The organism is Sphingopyxis sp. (genome assembly GCF_016793825.1).
Classification (GTDB): domain Bacteria; phylum Pseudomonadota; class Alphaproteobacteria; order Sphingomonadales; family Sphingomonadaceae; genus Sphingopyxis.
In genome coordinates this window covers 58,978-76,682 of sequence record NZ_JAEULM010000021.1, presented here as the reverse complement: position 1 = coordinate 76,682, position 17,705 = coordinate 58,978, and the positions used below count along the sequence as shown (strand labels likewise).

Here is a 17,705-nt window from a genome sequence, read left to right as displayed (position 1 = left end):
GCTCCGTTCAGTGCGAGGTCTGGCCCAGAAGCTGCCGCGTCACCGGGTGCGAACTGGTGAGCCCGCCATCGACCGCGATCGCCTGTCCGTTGACATAGCTCGCCTGATCGCTGGCGAGAAAGAGCGCGACATTGGCCAGCTCTTCGGGCTGCGCCGCGCGGCGAAGCGGATTCAATTGCCCCAGCTTGTGGGTGACGTCCTTGGCTTTCGCATAGTCGAAGGTGGGTTTCGTCATCCCGGTCTCGGTGAGGCCCGGGCAGACCGCGTTGACGCGCACGCCGCTCGTCGAAAGCTGCTGTGCCGCAACCTTGGCGAGGTTGATGACCCCTGCCTTCGACGCCGAATAGGCGCCCGGGCCGGCGCCCGAATTGATGCCTGCGACGCTGGCGGTCAGGACGATCGCGCCGCCGCGCCCCTGATCGACCATCGCCTTGCCGGCATGTTTCACCATCAGCGCCGGGCCGATCAGGTTGACGCGCAGCGTTTCGGCCCAGGCGGCGGGATCGAAATCGAAGATGCCACCCATGTCGCCGATGATCCCGGCGTTGGCGAAGGCGATGTCGAGCCCGCCATAGCTATCCTTGGCGGTCGCAACCAGCTTGGCGACGTCGGCTTCGACCCCGGCGTCGATCTCCAGCGCGACGGCTTCCCCGCCTGCGTCCCGCACGGCCTTTGCGGTGTCATGCACCGCCGCGGTCTTGTCGCCGATCACGAGTTTTGCACCCTCGGCTGCGAAACGCAGCGCACTGGCACGGCCGATGCCGCTGCCCGCACCGGTGATGATGGCAATCTTGCCGTCCAAAGCGCCCATCATGCTCCTCCTGAAATAGTCGCGCCGCCATCGCAGACGATGGTCTGGCCGGTCGTGAATGCCCCCGCGCGGCTGGCGAGAAAAACCGCCGCGCCCGCGATCTCGTGCGGTTCGCCGATGCGTTTCAGCGTCGAGGCGGCGGTGGACCGCCGCAGATTCTCTTCATCTTCCCACAAGGCGCGCGCCATGTCGGTGCGGACAAGACCCGGCGCGATACAATTGACCCGCACGCCGCGCGGCCCGAATTCGACCGAGAAATTGCGCGCGACCTGCATGTCGGCCGCCTTCGAAATTCCATAAGCGCCGATGATCGGAGAGCCTTTGAGCCCGCCGATCGAACTGATGATCGTGATCGATCCGGCGCCGCGTTCCAGCATCTCGGGCGCGACCATCGAGATGAGCCAGTGGTTGGACAGGACATTATTGTCCATGGTCTTGCGGAACTGGTCGTCGCTGATGCCCAGGCCGGGGCCGTAATAGGGGCTCGATGCGGCGTTGCAGACCAGCGTGGTGATCTTGCCGAACGCCTGTCGCGTTTCGTCGACCAGATGCCGAAGCTCGTCTTTCGACGAGATGTTGGCCGCGACCGAAATCGCCGTGCCTGCGCCAAAGCGTTCGTTGATCGCCGCGGTGGTCGCGTCGCAGGCGTCCTGCTTGCGGCTCGATATCACGACCTTCGCGCCCTGTTCGGCCATCGCCTCGGCCGTGGCCTTGCCGATGCCGCGCGACGATCCGGTGATCAGCGCGACATCGCCCGTCATGTCGAACAGGCTCATGCGCCGGCTTTCTGTGCAAAGTCCCACGCCCGCTGGGCGAGCGGCAGGACGCGCTCCGACATCGCCCTGGCGTGCGCCGAGGATGCCGTGCCGTCGATGACGCGCTTCTTGATCCCCTGCATGATCCCGGCGAGGCGGAAGAAATTATAGGCGAAATACCAGTTCATGTCGGGCACGCCATCGCGGTCCGTCGCCGCGCAATAGCGTTCGACGACCTCGTCGAGCTCGGGGATGCCCAGCCCGGCGCGGTCGAGATCCATGACCCCCGATCGGCCGCCATTCTCGGTCACCCAGGCCATCGCGACATAGGTGAAATCGGCGAGCGGATCGCCAAGGGTCGACAGCTCCCAGTCGAGTACCGCCAGCACCTCCGACCGATCCTTGGCCCAGATCATGTTGTCGATACGATAATCGCCGTGGACGACGCTGGTGCGCGTCTGTTCGGGCAGCGTCGCGGGCAGCCATGCGATCAGCCGCTCCATCTCGTCCATGGTTTCGGTCTCGGACAGCTTGTACTGCTTGGTCCATCGATCGACCTGGCGCCCGAAATAATTGCCGGGTTTGCCAAAGTCCGACAGCCCGGCCGCGTCCACATCGACCCGGTGCAACGCGGCGAGCGTATCGATCATCGCGAAATAGGTGGCACGGCGATTCTCGGGGGTCGATCCCGGCATCGATCCGTCCCAGATGGTCTGGCCGTCGACCATGCCCATCACATAGAACCAGCTCCCGACGACATCGTCATCGGTGCACAGGCCATATTGGCGGGCGACGGGAAAGCCGGCCTTGTGAAGCCCCGCCTGCACCTTGTATTCGCGATCGACCGCGTGCGCCGACGGGAGCAGCGGGCCGAACGGCTTGCGACGCAGGACATAATTCCCCGACGGCGCTGCGATCTTGTAGGTGGGGTTCGACTGGCCGCCGGCGAACTTGCTTTGCGTCAGCGGCCCCTGAAAACCGTCGACATGCGCATCCATCCAGGCTGTCAGCTTCGCTTCGTCCAGAATGTCGGCGCCCTCGGGCGCGACCGTGCCGCTGAAGGCCTTTTGGGCGTCGATCGGTCCGGTCATTGGTCGAATACGACGACCGACCGCGCGGCGTCGCCCTTCTTCATCTTGTCGAACCCTTCGTTGATGCGGTCGAGCGGGATCGTTTCGGCTACGATACTGTCGAGGTCGAGCAATCCGCGCAGATAGAAATCGACGAGGCGCGGGATATCGACCGGGAAGCGGTTGCCGCCCATGATGGCGCCCTGCAGCTTCTTTCCCGAAAGCAGGTCCATCGCCGACAGCCCGACCTTTTCGGACAGCGGCATCATGCCCAGGATCGTCGCGGTGCCGCCGCGACGGAGCGAGGCGACCGCGAGGCTTGCCGACGCTGGACGTCCGACGGCTTCGATCGCATGATCGACGCCGCCCTTGCTCAGTTCGACGATCTGCTTCGCGGCGTCGTCGGCAAGGGCATCGACCACGTCGGTGGCGCCGAGCTTCTGCGCCAGCGCGCGCTTTTCGGGAACCGGGTCGGCGGCGATGATGCGGCCCGCGCCGGCGATCTTCGCGGCGTTGATCGTCGCCAGCCCGACGCCGCCGCAACCGACGACCGCGACGGTTTCGCCCGGCGTCACCTTGCAGGCGTTGAAGATCGTGCCGGCGCCGGTCGTGACCGCGCAGCCGATGACGGCGGCGCGGTCGAGCGGCATGTCGGGATCGATCCGCACGCAGGCGTGCTCGTGGACCAGCATCGCTTCGGAAAAGGCGCTGAGGTTCAGCATCTGGCCCACCGGCGATCCGTCGGGGCGCGTGATGCGTGGCGGCGCTCCGGCGGTGCGCCGCGTGTCGCCGCCCAGACACAACGACATGCGGCCGCTGACGCAGAATTCGCAATGGCCGCAAAAGGCCGACAGGCAGGTGACGACCGCGTCGCCGACCTTGACCGTGCGGACCTCGCTGCCGACCGCCTCGACGATGCCGGCGGCTTCGTGGCCGGGAATGGCGGGTAGCGGATGCGGATAGGCGCCGTCGATGAAATGCAGGTCCGAATGGCAGAGCCCGCAGGCGGCGGTGCGGATACGCACCTCGTGCGGACCGGGCTTGTCGATGACGACGTCTTCGATCTGCAGCGGCTTGCCCGGTTCGATAAGGACGGCGGCTTTGGTCACTATCTGTCTCTCCGAATAGCTGGTGTCTTAACGTGAAACCCCGATGTCGCCCGACGAAAAGCCGGGATCCGCGGCCGCCGAATGCTTGGCAAGCTCGATGCGCGAAATGGCGCGGGCGTGAACCTCGTCGGGGCCATCGGCCAGGCGCAGCGTGCGCTGGCCGGCGTACATCTTGGCAAGGCCGAAATCGTCCGAAACGCCGCCGCCGCCATGCGCCTGGATGGCGTCGTCGATGATCTGAAGCGCCATGTTCGGTGCCTGTACCTTGATCATCGCGATTTCGGCCGCGGCCGACTTGTTGCCGACCTTGTCCATCATGTCGGCGGCCTTCAGGCACAGCAGGCGGGTCATTTCGATGTCGATGCGGGCGCGGGCGATGCGCTGTTCCCAGATGCTGTGTTCGGCGATCGTCTTGCCGAAGGCGACGCGCGACTGCAGCCGCTTGCACATCCGTTCCAGCGCTTCCTCGGCGACGCCGACGGTGCGCATGCAATGGTGGATGCGACCGGGCCCGAGGCGACCCTGCGCGATCTCGAAGCCGCGGCCCTCGCCCAGCAGCATCGCGTCCTCGACATTGACGCGAACGTCCTTGAGTTCAATTTCCATGTGTCCGTGCGGCGCATCGTCATAGCCGAAGACGGGCAGGAAGCGTTTGATGTTGATCCCCGGCGCATCCATCGGGACGACCAGCATCGACTGCTGTTGATGACGCTTGGCCCCGAAATCGGTCTTGCCCATGACGATGGCAACCTTGCAGCGCGGATCGCCTGCGCCGGAGGACCACCATTTCGTCCCGTTGATCACATAATCGTCGCCATCGCGCTCGATCCGCGTCTCGATGTTCGTCGCGTCGGACGAGGCAACCGCTGGTTCGGTCATCAGGAAGGCCGAACGAATCTCGCCGTTCATCAGGGGGGCGAGCCACCGGTCCTTCTGCGCGCGGGTGCCATAGCGATGGAAGACTTCCATGTTTCCGGTATCGGGCGCCGAGCAGTTGAATACTTCGCTCGCAAAGCCGACGCGGCCCATTTCCTCGGCGCAGAGCGCATATTCCAGATTGGTGAGGCCCGGGCCTTCGAACTCGAACGTTTCGTCCACATGGTGGTGCGCGGCCGACTTTGGCGGCATGAACAGGTTCCAGATGCCGGCCGCCTTTGCTTCGGCCTTCAGGTCCTCGACCGCCTGGATGACTTTCCAGCGGTCACCGGCCGCATCTTGTTCCTTGTAGGTCGAAACGGCGGGGCGAACCTTGCGTTCGATGAACTCGCGGACCCGTCCCTGCCAATGCTTCTGCCGGTCGGTAAGATCGAAATCCATCTGCGTTCCTTCCCTTTACGTTTACGTAAACCCTTGGACCGATTCGACCGCCTTGCCAAGTCCCGCCACACAGATAATTGTTCCCGTGTCGGTGGCTGCGTAATCGTCTGCTAAGGACCGTCGATTGCGCTATCGCGCGCATGGCCGGCGGTCGAGGCGAGCGCGGCCAGCCGTGCTCCGTGGCCAGCCCGGTCGATCGCATAGCGGCGCAGGCCGGCCGCGGCCGCGACGGCGAGCAGGACCATCAACGCGGCAAAGATCCAGCCCATCGTGGCGGCAGCGCTCGCGGGCCAGTCTTCCGGGCGGACCTGTGCGCCCAGCCCGACATAGGCGACGAGCTGGCCGACCAGAAAGATGCCAAGGGCCTGGCCGAATTTCTGGACCATCAGATAGCCGGCAAAGAACACCCCTTCGATCCGCGTTCCATGCTCGACCTCATGCGCCTCGACGATCTCCGCCACCATCGACGAGGAGGAGATGTTGGCGACGATCAGGCCAAGCAGGGACACGGTCATGAAGGCGAGCAGCAACGTCATCGACGTCCAGCTTCCCAGATCGGGCCACCAGCCGAGGTTGCGCGCGGCATAGGGAAGAAAGGCGATCCCGCCGCTGATCAGGACCGCGAGGATGGCGGTGTCGCGCTTGCCGAAGCGGCGATGTGCGACGCCCGCCGTTGCGAAGGCGCCGAATACAGCGATCGCGAGGCCCAGCGGATAGAGGCGAAGCTGCGCATCGGTGAGTTGCCATATATAGAGCATCACATAGTTGATCGCCGCGATGGTTGTCGCATAGCCGGTGATGATGAACAGCGCCCCGCTCGCCAGCGCGACGAAGGCGGGGTTGCGAAAGGCGAGCGCGATATCGGCGAGCATCGACGAGCCGTGCCGCGGCGTCGCGGGCGGCGGCAGCGCCAGGATGCGCCGGTGCTGGCCCAGCGCCGAGGCGAGGGTCGTGACAAGGATCAGCACCGCGCCGAACAGGCCGAAGGCCGTGTAGCCCGACGGGTCGAGCAGGCCGCTTCGCGTCGGGTCGTCCGATTTCAGAAACACATTGTAAGCGAGCGCGGTCGCCACCAGCCCGCCGAGCCAGCCGAACAGAAAGCGAAAGCGGATCAGCGTGGTCCGCTCGTCATAATCGCGCGTCAGTTCGGCGACCAGCGAGATCGAGGGGATTTCGCACGCGGACACGAGGATGCGCACCGCGATCACGTTGAGCGCGAGGCCGAACGTCGAATGGGTGGCGATATCGGGCGATACCCACAAAAGCGCCCAGGCGATCGCCATCGGCACCGCTGCGCCGTAAAGCCAGGGCAGGCGTCGCCCGATCCGGGTCCGCGTCGCGTCCGACAGGCGGCCGATCAACGGGTCGACCATCGCATCGACGAACATCGCGCCGATCAGCACCATCGACACGGTGCGCGGATCGAAGCCGAGCACCTGGTTGTAATAGAGCATGAAGAAGGTGGTGAGCCCCGCCTCCTTGATACCCAGCGTGACCGAGCCCAGCCCGTGCGCAAGCTTGATCCGCGCCGGCAGCGGGGCAGGGAGGGCGGCGGCGGTCATTGGAGGCCGGTCACCTCCGACGAGGCCTCCGCCACGGTGAGCGCCGCGATGCGTGCTTCATGGTCGGCGCGGTTGATCGGGAAGCGCGCAAATATCCAGGTCGACAGGATTGTCGCGACGATCACGATCGCGCTATAGCTGAGGACCAGCCGGTCGACGACTTCGGGCGCGACCTGTCCCGGGATCGCCTTCGACGGCAGTCCGGACAGGCTGATCAGCAGGCCGGTGAGCCCGATTCCCACCGCGGTTGCGCATTTCTGGACGAACATCCAGCCCGCGGCGAACACGCCCTCGGTACGGCGCCCGGTTTCGACCTGCGAGGCTTCGACGACATCGGCGAGCATCGACTGGGCCGATATCATCACCATCACCGCATTGACGTTCGAGATCAGGATGAAGCCCATCAGCAGATTGCTGGAAGAGCCGGTTCCCGGCGCCGGCCAGTGGCCCGACAGGAACAGGCCGAACGGCACGACCCAGAAGATCGTGCTGATCACCCCGCATACGACCGCAGTTCTTTTCTTGCCGAAGCGGTGGTGGAGCGGCTGCACCAGCACGAATGACGCCAGCACGCTCGCCATCAGCAGCCACGGCAGCGCAGCAAAGGCGCCGTCTGAGAAGCGCCAGACATAAAGGTAGAGGAAGTTCGAGATGGTGAAGGTCATCTGCGTACTCGAAATCGCGATCAGCGACGCGCCGAGCAGGATCAGCGCGGCGGGATGGCGGAGCGATTCCCATATCTCGGCAAAAAGACGCTTCGGTGACCCCGGCTCGGGTTTCGTCGCCGGCAGATGCGCAACGCGGCGATGCTGGCCGAGCGCCGAGATCAGCACCGTCGCTGCCATGAGGATCGCTCCGCACAGGCCGTAAAGCCAGTAGCCGGATGGATTGAGCTGACCGAACTTGTGCGTCGCGTCGGGGCGCAGGAAGACGGTGTTGGCGAGGAAGAAGACCAGCAGCCCGCCCCCCCATGCGAAGAGGAAGCGGAAGCGGACGAGCGCGGTGCGCTCATCATAGTCGCTGGTCAGCTCTGCGACGAGCGACTGCGACGGCACTTCGCAACAGGAGACGAGCGTACGGACGAGCACCGCGACGACGACCAGATAGGCAAAGATATGCGTATGGTCCTCGGGCGGTGACCACAGCAGCATCCACGCAAAGGCGAGCGGGATCGGGGCGAGATAGAGCCACGGATGCCGTCGGCCCCAGCGCGTGTAGGTGCGGTCGGAGAAATAGCCGATCAGCGGATCGACGAACGCATCGGCGAGCAGCGCAAACATCAGCGCGAGGGAGACGAGGCTGGCGTCGAGCCCGACGACCTGGCTGTAGAAGATCAGCAGGAAAGTCGAAAAACCGTTATCCTTGACGCCGTAAGCGACGCTGCCCAGCCCGTGATACAGCTTGAGTTTCAGCGGCAGGCGCGCCTGCGATGGCGCGTCGGCTGTCACGCCGCAGTCCCGGCCTTGGCGGCATCCTCCATCGCGGTCAGCGCGTCGAACATTCCCGGTTCATTGGGGTCCCAGGCGTGGCGTTGGCCGATCGTCAGGCCGCCGTCGACCAGCATGTGGGTGCCGGTCATGAACGAGCTGTCCTCGCTCGCCAGATAGGCGACGGCATTGGCGATGTCGTCGGGCTGGCCGCCGCGCGCGACGGGCTGCGCGTGGGCGCTCATGTCGGCGATGATCGCCTTCGCCGCGTCCTTGCTTTCGTCAGGCACATCGAGCGACGAGGTGAAGATGTTGGTGTTAATGAAACCGGGGCAGATCGCGTTCACGCGGATGCCGTACTGCGCAAGATCGGTCGCCGCGACCTTGGTCAGGTGCAGCACCCCCGCCTTCGCCACCGCATAGGCGGTCGGCGAATAGCCCGCGCCTAGCGCCGCGACGCTCGCGGTGTTGACAATGCTGGCGCCTTTCCGACCCTTCATGTGCGGGCTGGCATAGCGGATGCCCATCGCGACCGATTTCAGGATCAGGTCCATCGATCGGTCCCAGCCCTCGGGCGTGATCTCGTCGATCGGGGCGCGGTCGCCGCCTGCCGCCGCATTGTTGAAGACGATGTCGATGCCGCCGGCCTTCGCCGCCGCTTCGTTCATCAGCGCCTCGATATCGCTCGGCACGGTGACGTCGCAGCGCACGAAATCGATCTTGCCGTTCGACTGCTCGGCGAGCGCCCGGCCCCCCGCTTCGTCGATGTCGGCGGCGAAGACGTGCGCGCCTTCGCCCGCGAGTTTCAGCACCGCCGCCTTGCCGATGCCCGATGCCGCGCCGGTGATCACGGCGACCTTCCCTGCGAATCGCATAGCTCTGCTCCCGTTTTCTTTTGCCACCCAGCTTAGGGGCGAAGCGGCCCCCGTCAACGGCCCTCGACCTTCCCTTACGGCGCCGTAGCGTCGGTTTCGGCGTTCAAGTTGACGCTTGCGTAAAGTAACGATCAGGCTCTAGTTTCGCAGGCAGAAGAGGAGCCGTGAAGATGAGCGATCTGGACGCTTTCCGCGCCGAAGTCCGCGCGTGGCTGGAAGCCAATTGTCCCCCCGAAATGCGCGAGCCCGTCCGCGATGAGGGCGACGTCTGCTGGGGCGGCCGCAAATGGGTGTTCAAGAATGACGCCCAGAAAGCGTGGCTCGAAGCCTGCGTGGCCAAGGGCTATACCGTCCCCGACTGGCCAAAGGCCTATGGCGGCGCCGGGCTTACGGCCGAGCAGACCAAGATCCTCAAACAGGAAATGAAGCGCATCCATGCGCGCTCCCCGCTCGACAGCTTCGGCATCTGGATGCTCGGCCCGGCGCTGCTGCAATTCGGGACCGAGGAACAGAAGGTTCATTATCTGAACCAGATCGCCCGCGGCGAAATCCGCTGGTGCCAGGGCTATTCGGAACCGGGTTCGGGCAGCGATCTGGTGTCCTTGCAGACCTTCGGAGAGGATCGGGGCGATCACTGGGTCGTCAACGGGTCGAAGATCTGGACCAGCTATGCCGACAAGGCCGACTGGATTTTCTGCCTCGTCCGCACCGACAAGGCGAACAAATATCAGGGCATCACCTTCATGCTCTTCGACATGGAGAGCAAGGGCGTCACGACCAAGCCGATCCTGCTGATTTCGGGCAACTCGCCTTTCTGCGAAACCTTCTTCGACGATGTCGAAGTGCCGAAGACGCAGTTCATCGGCGAGATCAACCGCGGCTGGGACGTCGCCAAATATCTGCTCGGCCACGAACGCGAGATGATCTCGGGCGGCGGCGCGGGTGGCGATATGGTCAGCATCGGCGGCGCCTTTGCCAAGGCGTTCGGCAAGAATGCGGCCGGCGAGCTCGACGACCCGATCCTGCGCGCCGAAATGGCCGCGTTCGACGTCGACGTCTTTGCCTATCGCGCGATGGGCGAACGCTTCATGGACATGTGGAAGACCGGCCGTGCGCATCCCGCCAGCTCGAACATGATGAAATATGTCGGGACCGAACTCAACAAGCGGCGTCACGAATTGGTGATGTCGGGCGGCGGCAGCGAAGCGCTCGAATGGGACAGCGAAGAGACCAAGGGCGGAGCGCGTCCACGCGCATGGCTGCGCACCAAGGCCAATTCGATCGAAGGTGGGACGAGCGAAGTCATGCTCAACGTCATCGCCAAGCGTATCCTCGACCTGCCCGGAGCCTGACCCATGCCTTTGTATCACAATGACGATCAGGCGATGCTCAAGGATAGCGTCGCGCCCTTCGTGGCCGAACAGGCTCCCGTCGCGCACCTGCGCAGCCTTCGCGACAGCGCCGATGCCACCGGCTTCTCGCGCGACCTCTGGGCGCAGTTCACCGAAATGGGCCTGCCCGGCATGCTCGTTCCCGAAGCGCACGGCGGGCTCGGCATGGGGTATATGGAGGCGGGCATCGTGCTCGAGGAAATCGGCCGCAACCTGACCCCGTCGCCGTTCCTCGCGACCAGCGTCGGCGCGGTCGCCGCGCTCGCGAAGGCCGGCGGCACGCAGGCGGGCCGGTGGCTCCCCGCGATCGCGGGTGGCGAGGCGATCGTCGCACTCGCGATCGACGAAGGAGCAAAGCACCGCCCCGACCGCATCGCCACCACCGCGACCCGCGCGGGCAACGGCTTTCGCCTCGACGGCAAGAAGAGCTTCGTTCTTCACGGCCATGTTGCCGACATGAGCATCGTCGCGGCGAAGACCGATGGCGGCATCACCCTGTTCGCGGTGCCGAAGGATGCCAAGGGTCTGACCGCCGATCCGCGCCGCCTCGTCGACTCCAGCCTCGCGAGCCATGTGACGCTGAACGGCGTCGAGGTCGATGCCGACGCGGTGATCGGCGAGGTCGATGCCGGTGGCGAGATTCTCGACGCATTGCTCGCCGCGACGCGCACCGGGGCCGCCGCCGAAATGGTCGGCGTCGGGCAGGGGGCGATGGACATGACCGTCACCTACCTCAAGGAACGCAAGCAGTTCGGCAAGCTGATCGGCGAATTCCAGAGCCTTCAGCACCGCGCCGCGCATCTCTATGGCGAGATGGAAGTCGCGCGTGCCACGGTGATGAAGGCACAGCAATTGCTCGACGAGGGCAGCGACGGCGCAAGGCTGATGGTCTCGGTCGCCAAGGCGAAGGCCGGCCGCGCCGCCAATCTTGCGGTCCGCGAAGGGGTGCAGATGCACGGCGGCATCGGCATGACCGACGAATATGACATCGGCCTCTATATGAAACGCGACCGCGCGCTCGCCGAATATATGGGCGATGTGCATTATCACATCGACCAGGTTGCTCGCATGAACGGCTATTGAGCCGGGGAGAGAATAGATGAAACTTCAGGACATGTTCGGCCTCGACGGCCGCATTGCGCTCGTCACCGGCGGCTCGCGCGGGATCGGCAAGATGATCGTCGAGGGCTATCTCGCCGCGGGCGCGGCGCGCGTCTATATCTCGGCGCGCAAGACCGCGCAGATCGAGGAGGCCGTCGCCGATTTCGAAACGCGCTATCCGGGCAAGGTTATCGGCCTTCCCGTCGACCTGTCGACGGTCGAAGGCTGCCGCGCGCTCGCCAAGGAGCTCGAAGCGCGCGAGGAACGGCTCGACATCCTCGTCAACAACGCCGGCGCGGCGTGGGGCGAACCGTTCGAGGGTTTCCCCGAAGCGGGCTGGGACAAGGTGATGGACATCAACGTCAAGTCGCCCTTCTTCCTGACGCAGGCGCTCCACGGCCTGCTCAAGGCTGGGGGCACCGCTGACCGTCCGGCGAAGGTCATCAACATCGGTTCGATCGACGGCTTGCGGCTCAATCCCTGGGAAACCTACAGCTATCATGCGTCGAAGGCGGCGATCCTGTACCTTACCAAGCGCCTCGCCGCGCGGCTGGTGCACGACCACATCATCGTCACCGCGATCGCGCCCGGCGCCTTCCAGTCGGACATGAACAAGGCAGCGCGCGACCATGGCGACGCGGTGGCGCAGAGCATTCCGGTCAAGCGCATCGGTGTGCCGGAAGATATGGCGGGCGCCGCGATCTTCCTGGCATCAAAGGCGGGCGATTATGTCGTCGGCGATACGATCGCGGTCGATGGCGGACTGGTGCACGGCGATTTGAAGACCAGCATCGACGCATAAGGCCGCCCTGTCTTCATCGTCGCCCCGGACTTGATCCGGGGAGACGATAGAAGAATTGACTCGGTAACCCCCAAGGTGTATTATATGGCTAATGCACCAAGGAGACGGACCATGCGCTTCGCCTATCTGATTCCCCCGATGATGCTCCTCGCTGCCTGCGGGCAGGGCGAGGCGAAAAAGGACACGCCAGAAATTTCGATCAATGCCGGCGACGGCAAGGACGGCGTCCAGATCACCTCGAACAAGGATGGCAGCGGCCGGGTCAGGATCGGCGGCGAAGGCGTCGATATCGACATGAAGATCCCCGACTTCGTCGACCTCGATGTCGAGGGCGATTTCGACATCGATGGGGTGAAACTCTATCCGGGCAGCAAGGTCGGATCGGTCAACGTCAACGCGGGTGAGACGGGCGGCAAGGACAAGGCGCGGGTCGAGATGGGCTTCACCTCGCCCGCCGCCCCCGCGAAAGCCGCCGACTGGATGGCGGCCGAGTTCGCGAAAAAGGGCGTCAAGATCACGCGCACCGGCGACACGCTTGCCGGAACCGACAAGGATGGCGACGCCTTCACGATCGACTTCGCACCCGACGGCGCGACCGCCAAGGGCAAGGTGCTGATCACCAAGGGGTGAACCAAGAATCCCGTTCGAGGCGAACGGCGATCGGAATCCGGTCTACCCGCTGTTCCTGAGCGCCGTCGCGATCGCGTTGATCGTAAGCTGGATACCCTCGGCGATGCGCGGATCGGTCTCGCCCGCGCGGTGGCGCTTCATCAGCTCGATCTGGAGCAGGTTGAGCGGCTCGATATAGGGCAGTCGCAGGCGGATCGAAGCTTCCAGCGCCGGGTTCTTTTCGAGCAGGCGCGACTGGCCGGTGATCGAGAGCAGCCCGTCGTGCGCCCGGTTCCAGCCGTCGCGTACCTGCGTGAAGATGGTGTCATGTCCGTCGACATGCGCCGCCAGCTCGGCATAGCGCGCGGCGATCCCCATGTCGGATTTTGCCAGCACCATTTCCATATTGTCGAGCAGCGCGGCGAAAAAGGGCCAGCTCTGCGCCATGTCGGCGAGCAGCGCCTGATCGCCGAACGCGGCAAAGGCCTCTCCCGTCCCGTACCAGCCGGGTAGCATCGTGCGCGCCTGTGCCCAACTGAACACCCAGGGGATCGCGCGCAGATCCTCGATCGCGGTGCTTTTCGTCCGGCTCGACGGGCGCGATCCGATCTTCAGCGTCGCGATCTCGGCGATCGGCGTCATGGCGCGGAAGAAATCCCTGAAGGTCGGCGTGTCATAGACAAGGCCGCGATACGTGCCGAACGCCGTATCCGAAAGCGCGTCCATCGCGGCGGTGAAGCGACCGCAATTCGCCTCGTTCAGGCTTTCGGGCTCCAGGCTCGCGAGCAGGCTTGCCGATACCATCGCTTCCAGGTTGGCGGCGGCGCTGTCGATCGTGCCATATTTCGCGGCGATCACCTCACCCTGTTCGGTGATGCGGATGCGACCCTGCACGGTGCCCGCGGGCTGGGCGCGGATCGCGGCAAAGGCGCTGCCGCCGCCGCGCCCCACGGCGCCGCCGCGGCCGTGGAACAATTGCATCGCGGTGTCGGCGGCGTCGAACACCGGGGTCAGCGCCTGCGAGGCCTGGTGCAGCCCCCAGGTCGACGTCAGATAGCCGCCGTCCTTGTTCGAATCGGAGTAGCCGATCATCACTTCCTGATGCCCGCGCCGACCGATCTGCGGGCCGATTTCGGGCATCGCGAAATAGCGCGCCATGATCGCGGGCGCTTCGTCCAGATCGGCGATGGTCTCGAACAACGGTACGACCATCAGGTTGGTTTCGCCCGCGTCGGCGCCGCTGCGCCACAAACCCGCCTCGCGCGCGAGGACATGAACTTCGAGCAGGTCGGACAGCGTCTGCGCCATGCTGATGATCCACTGGCAGATCGCATCGGGACCCAGCCGGGCGCGAATATCTGCGGCGGCATGGACGATCGCGAGTTCGCCTGCGGTCTCTTCGCTCCATTCGTGCCATGCCGCGGCGAGCGGTCGGTCGCCGCGCAGCTCGGCGGTGAGCAGCGCGATACGCGCCTCCTCGTCCAGCGCGCGATAGTCGGCGCAGACGCCCGATATGCTCAGCAATTCGGCGATCACCCGCTCGTGGACGGCGCTGTTCTGGCGCATGTCGAGCGTCGCAAGGTGGAACCCGAACACCTCGACCGCGCGGATCAGGCGCCCGAGTGCTCCGATGCTGCCAAGCTGGCCTTCGCCGCCGGCGGCAAGGCCGTTGGCAATGGTGACGAGGTCGCGGCGGAAATCGGCGGGGGCGGCATAGGGCTCGCCCGTCAGCGCCGACGCGCGCGGCGGCTCTTCGCCGACGATCGCGGCATAGGTCGCGCACAGCCGGGCATAGAGTCCCGACAAGGCACGCCGATAGGGTTCGTCGCTACGGCTCGCCGCGCTGTCGCCGCTGGCTTCTGCCAGCGCCTCGACTGCCTCGGGAACCGGCGCCAGCCGCGACGACACCGACAGCTCGGCGCCAAGGGCGTGGACCGCGTCGGCATAGTGGCCGATCACGGCCGCGGCATTGCGGCCGGTCGCGTGGCGCAGGGTTTCGGCGGTGACGAAAGGATTGCCGTCGCGATCGCCGCCGATCCAGCTTCCGACGCGCAGAAAGCCTGCCGGACGCTGGCCCAGATCCTTTTCCCAGCGCGCGAACAGTTTCGGCACCACCGGCAGGAACACGCCCTGCAAATAGGTCAGCGCATTGTCGATCTCGTCGGCGACGAACAACTTTTCGGTGCGCAGCGGGCGCGTTTGCCAGAGCAGAACGATCTGCCGCCGGATCGCATCCTCGACCACGTCGCCTTCGGGCGTTTCGTCTAGCCCCGCATCGCGCAGCCGCATCAGGTCGGCGATACGGTTCTTGTGGTCGAGCACCGACTTGCGCCGCACTTCGGTGGGGTGCGCGGTCAGCACCGGCGCGACGAGGGCCGCATCGAGCAAGGCGGTCACCGCCCGGCCGTCGATCCCGTCGCTGCGCAGTTTTTCAAGCGCCGACGCGACGGTCGCCTCGGGCTCGGCCGCGATGCCCTGCCGGTCCTCGGCGAGGTTGGCGAGCATCGAAAAGAGCATGAAACCGCGGACGAAGGCAATCGTGTCGTCGAGGCTCAGCGCGTCGAGACCGGGGTCGATCGCCTCGGCGCCCGCGATGCCGCGATGCCGATCGACGCTCGCGGACCGGATATATTCGGTCTGGCGGAACAGCTTGTCGCCACCATAGGCGCGAATGACGTCGCCGAGGATCCGCCCCAGATAGCGGATGTCGGGGTTCTGGCTGATCTGGATCGGTGGGCCCATGAGCTGGCTTGCTGCACCGCAGCAGACGCTACGTCAAGCCGGTGACGCGCGCGCATAGCTATGCCAACCCGCCACGTCCTCCCGGCGAAGGAGACGATCAGTTCGTCTTGACGAGGTTCAGTACACCCATGTCGATCGCCGACCGGCCATCAAAGGTAACGGCGTTGCGCGTGTCGGTGATGAACATCAGCTTGCCCTCGGCGTCGGTGATCCGTGCCGAGACGGCGTAACTGTGACGCGGGTCGATGTCGGCGCGGTCGACCGTCAAGCTGAACGCGAAGGGTACCTGCTTGCCTTCGCTCGCAAAGGCCTGGGTCGCCATGGTGTTTGCGGGCGCGTCGGCCAGGCTGACATCGTCCAGCTTCACCTCGATCTGCGCGGTCGGGGGCAGCGCGATGCGTTCGCGGTAGGCGATGCTGCCCGTGACGGCGATGGTGCGTTCGGCAGGGCTGGTCGTCGCGCAGGCAGCGAGCAAAAAGGCTAGCGTGATGGGGGCGGCGATACGCATGATCATGTCTCCCGGTTCGGGGCCGCGTGATCAGCCCTCCAGCTCAACGTCCCAATAGAGCCAGTCGATCCAGCTTTCGTGCAGATAACCCGGCGGAAAGGCCCGCCCATTGTCCTGCAACTGCCAGCTCGTCGGTCGCCACGGCTGGCGATAGATCGGCATATGCGCCTGCTTCGGCGTTCGCCCGCCCTTTTTCAGGTTGCACGGCGCGCAGGCGGTGGTGACATTTTCCCACGTCGTGCGCCCGCCGAGCCGGCGCGGCACCACATGATCGAACGTCAGGTCCTTGCCCGACCCGCAATATTGGCACGCGAACCGGTCGCGCAGAAACAGGTTGAAGCGGGTAAACGCCGGATGCTGCGACGGCTTCACATATTGGCGCAGCGCGATCACGCTGGGGATCGGCATCGTGCGCGTCGGCGAATGGATTTCGCGCTCGTAATTTTCGACGATCGTGACGCGGTCGAGGAAAACCGCCTTGACCGCGGTCTGCCATGGCCACAGGCTGAGCGGATAATAGCTGAGCGGCGTGTAATCTGCGTTGAGGACGAGGGCCGGACAGGAATCGGGATGCCGGGCAAGATCGGGATGGAACATGGCTTTTGGACGCTGCCCCCTATGCTGCGCGGGATGGCGCGCCACTGCCTTCCCCGAGTGACAGCATCATTACATGCCGCATCAGATTCTGACGTCAAGGGGGCATCTGTCGCAAGATATGGAATGATTCGAAAAGCTGCGCCACAGTATATGGATTCGTGCCTCCGCCCATGCTGACCCGTTTCGCGCCGAGTCCTACCGGCGAACTCCATCTTGGCCACGCCTATAGCGCGGCGCTCGCGCATGCGGCGGCGCGCGCGGTGGGGGGACGTCTCCGCCTCCGCATCGACGATATCGACGGCAGCCGATCGCGCGAGGACTATGTCGCGGCGGCGCTCGCCGACCTCGCATGGCTCGGGATCGAATGGGACGGCGCGCCGGTGCGCCAGTCGGGGCATCTGGATGCCTATGCCGCGGCGCTCGCCGATCTGCGGATACGCGAACTCGTCTATCCCTGCTTCTGCACCCGCGCCGACATTGCGCAGAGCCTTGCCGCACCGCATGGTCCGTCGGGTACGATCTACCCCGGCACCTGCCGCCACCGGAGCGCGCAAGAGCGCGCGCGGCGGATGGCCGGCGAGCCGCATTGCTGGCGGCTCGACACGGCGCGCGCGGTTGCACTGGCGGGCGAGATCCGATGGGACGAGGAGGGGCGGGGGTCCCGCCTCGCCAATCCGGCCGCGCATGGCGACGTGGTTCTGGCGCGCAAGGACGCGCCTGCCAGCTACCATCTCGCAAGCGTGCTCGACGATGCCGCGATGGGGGTGACGCATGTGGTCCGCGGGGCGGACCTTGTCGCCGCGACCGATATCCACCGGCTGCTCCAGGCCGTGCTCGGCCTGCCGACCCCATTCTATCGTCACCACGCGCTCGTCTGCGGCGCTGATGGCAAGCGGCTTGCCAAGCGCGATGCCGCCGCCTCGCTCGCGACATTGCGCGACGCCGGGGTCGACGGACCCGCGCTCGCGGTCGATCTCGTCGCCGGGCGGCTTCCCACTGGATATTCGCTGCGAATGCCCTAGAATGGGC

General features: G+C 65.4%; 16 protein-coding genes. 5 read left to right on the top strand and 11 right to left on the bottom strand.

The annotated features are described in order from the left end of the window. Nucleotides 1-7 precede the first annotated feature (7 nt). The 8 genes from JNM03_RS06610 to JNM03_RS06575 form a co-directional block, all read right to left on the bottom strand. Nucleotides 8-811, bottom strand: coding sequence for an SDR family NAD(P)-dependent oxidoreductase (locus JNM03_RS06610; RefSeq protein WP_294035649.1), 804 nt, complete (start codon nucleotides 809-811; stop codon nucleotides 8-10). After that, a complete protein-coding gene (locus tag JNM03_RS06605) occupies nucleotides 811-1,587 on the bottom strand; it encodes an SDR family NAD(P)-dependent oxidoreductase (RefSeq protein WP_294035487.1) in 777 nt (258 codons plus the stop codon). The genes JNM03_RS06610 and JNM03_RS06605 overlap by 1 nt, the downstream gene beginning before the upstream one ends. Beyond that, nucleotides 1,584-2,657, bottom strand: coding sequence for a phosphotransferase family protein (locus tag JNM03_RS06600; protein WP_294035486.1), 1,074 nt, complete (start codon nucleotides 2,655-2,657; stop codon nucleotides 1,584-1,586). The genes JNM03_RS06605 and JNM03_RS06600 overlap by 4 nt, the downstream gene beginning before the upstream one ends. Beyond that, nucleotides 2,654-3,745, bottom strand: coding sequence for a Zn-dependent alcohol dehydrogenase (locus JNM03_RS06595; RefSeq protein ID WP_294035484.1), 1,092 nt, complete (start codon nucleotides 3,743-3,745; stop codon nucleotides 2,654-2,656). Before JNM03_RS06595 ends, JNM03_RS06600 begins: the two co-directional genes overlap by 4 nt. A 27-nt stretch (nucleotides 3,746-3,772) precedes the next feature. After that, entirely contained in the window at nucleotides 3,773-5,062 is a 1,290-nt protein-coding gene (locus JNM03_RS06590) for an acyl-CoA dehydrogenase family protein (RefSeq protein ID WP_294035482.1), read from the bottom strand. Between the two features lie 110 nt (nucleotides 5,063-5,172). Then, nucleotides 5,173-6,624, bottom strand: coding sequence for an MFS transporter (locus tag JNM03_RS06585; protein ID WP_294035480.1), 1,452 nt, complete (start codon nucleotides 6,622-6,624; stop codon nucleotides 5,173-5,175). After that, entirely contained in the window at nucleotides 6,621-8,072 is a 1,452-nt protein-coding gene (locus JNM03_RS06580) for an MFS transporter (protein ID WP_294035478.1), read from the bottom strand. Before JNM03_RS06580 ends, JNM03_RS06585 begins: the two co-directional genes overlap by 4 nt. Next, nucleotides 8,069-8,926 (bottom strand): SDR family NAD(P)-dependent oxidoreductase, encoded by an 858-nt coding sequence (locus tag JNM03_RS06575; protein WP_294035476.1) that lies wholly within the window; start codon nucleotides 8,924-8,926, stop codon nucleotides 8,069-8,071. The genes JNM03_RS06580 and JNM03_RS06575 overlap by 4 nt, the downstream gene beginning before the upstream one ends. 170 nt (nucleotides 8,927-9,096) lie before the next feature. Here JNM03_RS06575 and JNM03_RS06570 point away from each other — a divergent pair, with 170 nt between their 5' ends. From JNM03_RS06570 to JNM03_RS06555, 4 genes are all read left to right on the top strand, one after another. After that, on the top strand, nucleotides 9,097-10,278 hold the full coding sequence (locus tag JNM03_RS06570; RefSeq protein WP_294035474.1) for an acyl-CoA dehydrogenase family protein: 1,182 nt from the start codon (nucleotides 9,097-9,099) through the stop codon (nucleotides 10,276-10,278). 3 nt (nucleotides 10,279-10,281) lie between these two features. Beyond that, on the top strand, nucleotides 10,282-11,400 hold the full coding sequence (locus tag JNM03_RS06565; RefSeq protein WP_294035472.1) for an acyl-CoA dehydrogenase family protein: 1,119 nt from the start codon (nucleotides 10,282-10,284) through the stop codon (nucleotides 11,398-11,400). Between the two features lie 16 nt (nucleotides 11,401-11,416). Next, nucleotides 11,417-12,220: an SDR family oxidoreductase gene (locus JNM03_RS06560; RefSeq protein WP_294035470.1), complete on the top strand. Its 804-nt coding sequence runs from the start codon at nucleotides 11,417-11,419 to the stop codon at nucleotides 12,218-12,220. A gap of 111 nt (nucleotides 12,221-12,331) precedes the next feature. Further along, nucleotides 12,332-12,850 (top strand): hypothetical protein, encoded by a 519-nt coding sequence (locus JNM03_RS06555; protein ID WP_294035469.1) that lies wholly within the window; start codon nucleotides 12,332-12,334, stop codon nucleotides 12,848-12,850. A gap of 42 nt (nucleotides 12,851-12,892) precedes the next feature. On the opposite strand, the gene ppc is transcribed toward JNM03_RS06555, so the two are convergent. From ppc to JNM03_RS06540, 3 genes are all read right to left on the bottom strand, one after another. Continuing rightward, nucleotides 12,893-15,571 carry a phosphoenolpyruvate carboxylase gene (ppc, locus tag JNM03_RS06550; RefSeq protein ID WP_294035467.1) on the bottom strand — a complete coding sequence of 893 codons (2,679 nt, stop codon included), beginning with the start codon at nucleotides 15,569-15,571 and terminating at the stop codon, nucleotides 12,893-12,895. Between the two features lie 97 nt (nucleotides 15,572-15,668). Next, nucleotides 15,669-16,079 carry a YbaY family lipoprotein gene (locus JNM03_RS06545; RefSeq protein WP_294035465.1) on the bottom strand — a complete coding sequence of 137 codons (411 nt, stop codon included), beginning with the start codon at nucleotides 16,077-16,079 and terminating at the stop codon, nucleotides 15,669-15,671. Between the two features lie 30 nt (nucleotides 16,080-16,109). Continuing rightward, the gene (locus tag JNM03_RS06540) at nucleotides 16,110-16,676 is read right to left on the bottom strand and encodes an HNH endonuclease (protein ID WP_294035463.1); all 567 of its coding nucleotides are present in this window, start codon (nucleotides 16,674-16,676) and stop codon (nucleotides 16,110-16,112) included. A gap of 170 nt (nucleotides 16,677-16,846) precedes the next feature. Between JNM03_RS06540 and gluQRS the strand changes: the two genes are divergently transcribed. Next, complete coding sequence (gene gluQRS / locus JNM03_RS06535; RefSeq protein ID WP_294035462.1) at nucleotides 16,847-17,698, top strand: tRNA glutamyl-Q(34) synthetase GluQRS; 852 nt, start codon at nucleotides 16,847-16,849, stop codon at nucleotides 17,696-17,698. The last annotated feature ends 7 nt before the right edge of the window (nucleotides 17,699-17,705 follow it).

What these genes read in the sequence shown, in the direction of transcription:
- JNM03_RS06610 (WP_294035649.1), bottom strand. Translation starts at nt 811, where the DNA reads ATGGGCGCTTTGGACGGCAAGATTGCCATCATCACCGGTGCGGGCAGC.
- JNM03_RS06605 (WP_294035487.1), bottom strand. Translation starts at nt 1,587, where the DNA reads ATGAGCCTGTTCGACATGACGGGCGATGTCGCGCTGATCACCGGATCG.
- JNM03_RS06600 (WP_294035486.1), bottom strand. Translation starts at nt 2,657, where the DNA reads ATGACCGGACCGATCGACGCCCAAAAGGCCTTCAGCGGCACGGTCGCG.
- JNM03_RS06590 (WP_294035482.1), bottom strand. Translation starts at nt 5,062, where the DNA reads ATGGATTTCGATCTTACCGACCGGCAGAAGCATTGGCAGGGACGGGTC.
- JNM03_RS06585 (WP_294035480.1), bottom strand. Translation starts at nt 6,624, where the DNA reads ATGACCGCCGCCGCCCTCCCTGCCCCGCTGCCGGCGCGGATCAAGCTT.
- JNM03_RS06575 (WP_294035476.1), bottom strand. Translation starts at nt 8,926, where the DNA reads ATGCGATTCGCAGGGAAGGTCGCCGTGATCACCGGCGCGGCATCGGGC.
- JNM03_RS06570 (WP_294035474.1), top strand. Translation starts at nt 9,097, where the DNA reads ATGAGCGATCTGGACGCTTTCCGCGCCGAAGTCCGCGCGTGGCTGGAA.
- JNM03_RS06565 (WP_294035472.1), top strand. Translation starts at nt 10,282, where the DNA reads ATGCCTTTGTATCACAATGACGATCAGGCGATGCTCAAGGATAGCGTC.
- JNM03_RS06560 (WP_294035470.1), top strand. Translation starts at nt 11,417, where the DNA reads ATGAAACTTCAGGACATGTTCGGCCTCGACGGCCGCATTGCGCTCGTC.
- JNM03_RS06555 (WP_294035469.1), top strand. Translation starts at nt 12,332, where the DNA reads ATGCGCTTCGCCTATCTGATTCCCCCGATGATGCTCCTCGCTGCCTGC.
- ppc (WP_294035467.1), bottom strand. Translation starts at nt 15,571, where the DNA reads ATGGGCCCACCGATCCAGATCAGCCAGAACCCCGACATCCGCTATCTG.
- JNM03_RS06545 (WP_294035465.1), bottom strand. Translation starts at nt 16,079, where the DNA reads ATGCGTATCGCCGCCCCCATCACGCTAGCCTTTTTGCTCGCTGCCTGC.
- JNM03_RS06540 (WP_294035463.1), bottom strand. Translation starts at nt 16,676, where the DNA reads ATGTTCCATCCCGATCTTGCCCGGCATCCCGATTCCTGTCCGGCCCTC.
- gluQRS (WP_294035462.1), top strand. Translation starts at nt 16,847, where the DNA reads ATGCTGACCCGTTTCGCGCCGAGTCCTACCGGCGAACTCCATCTTGGC.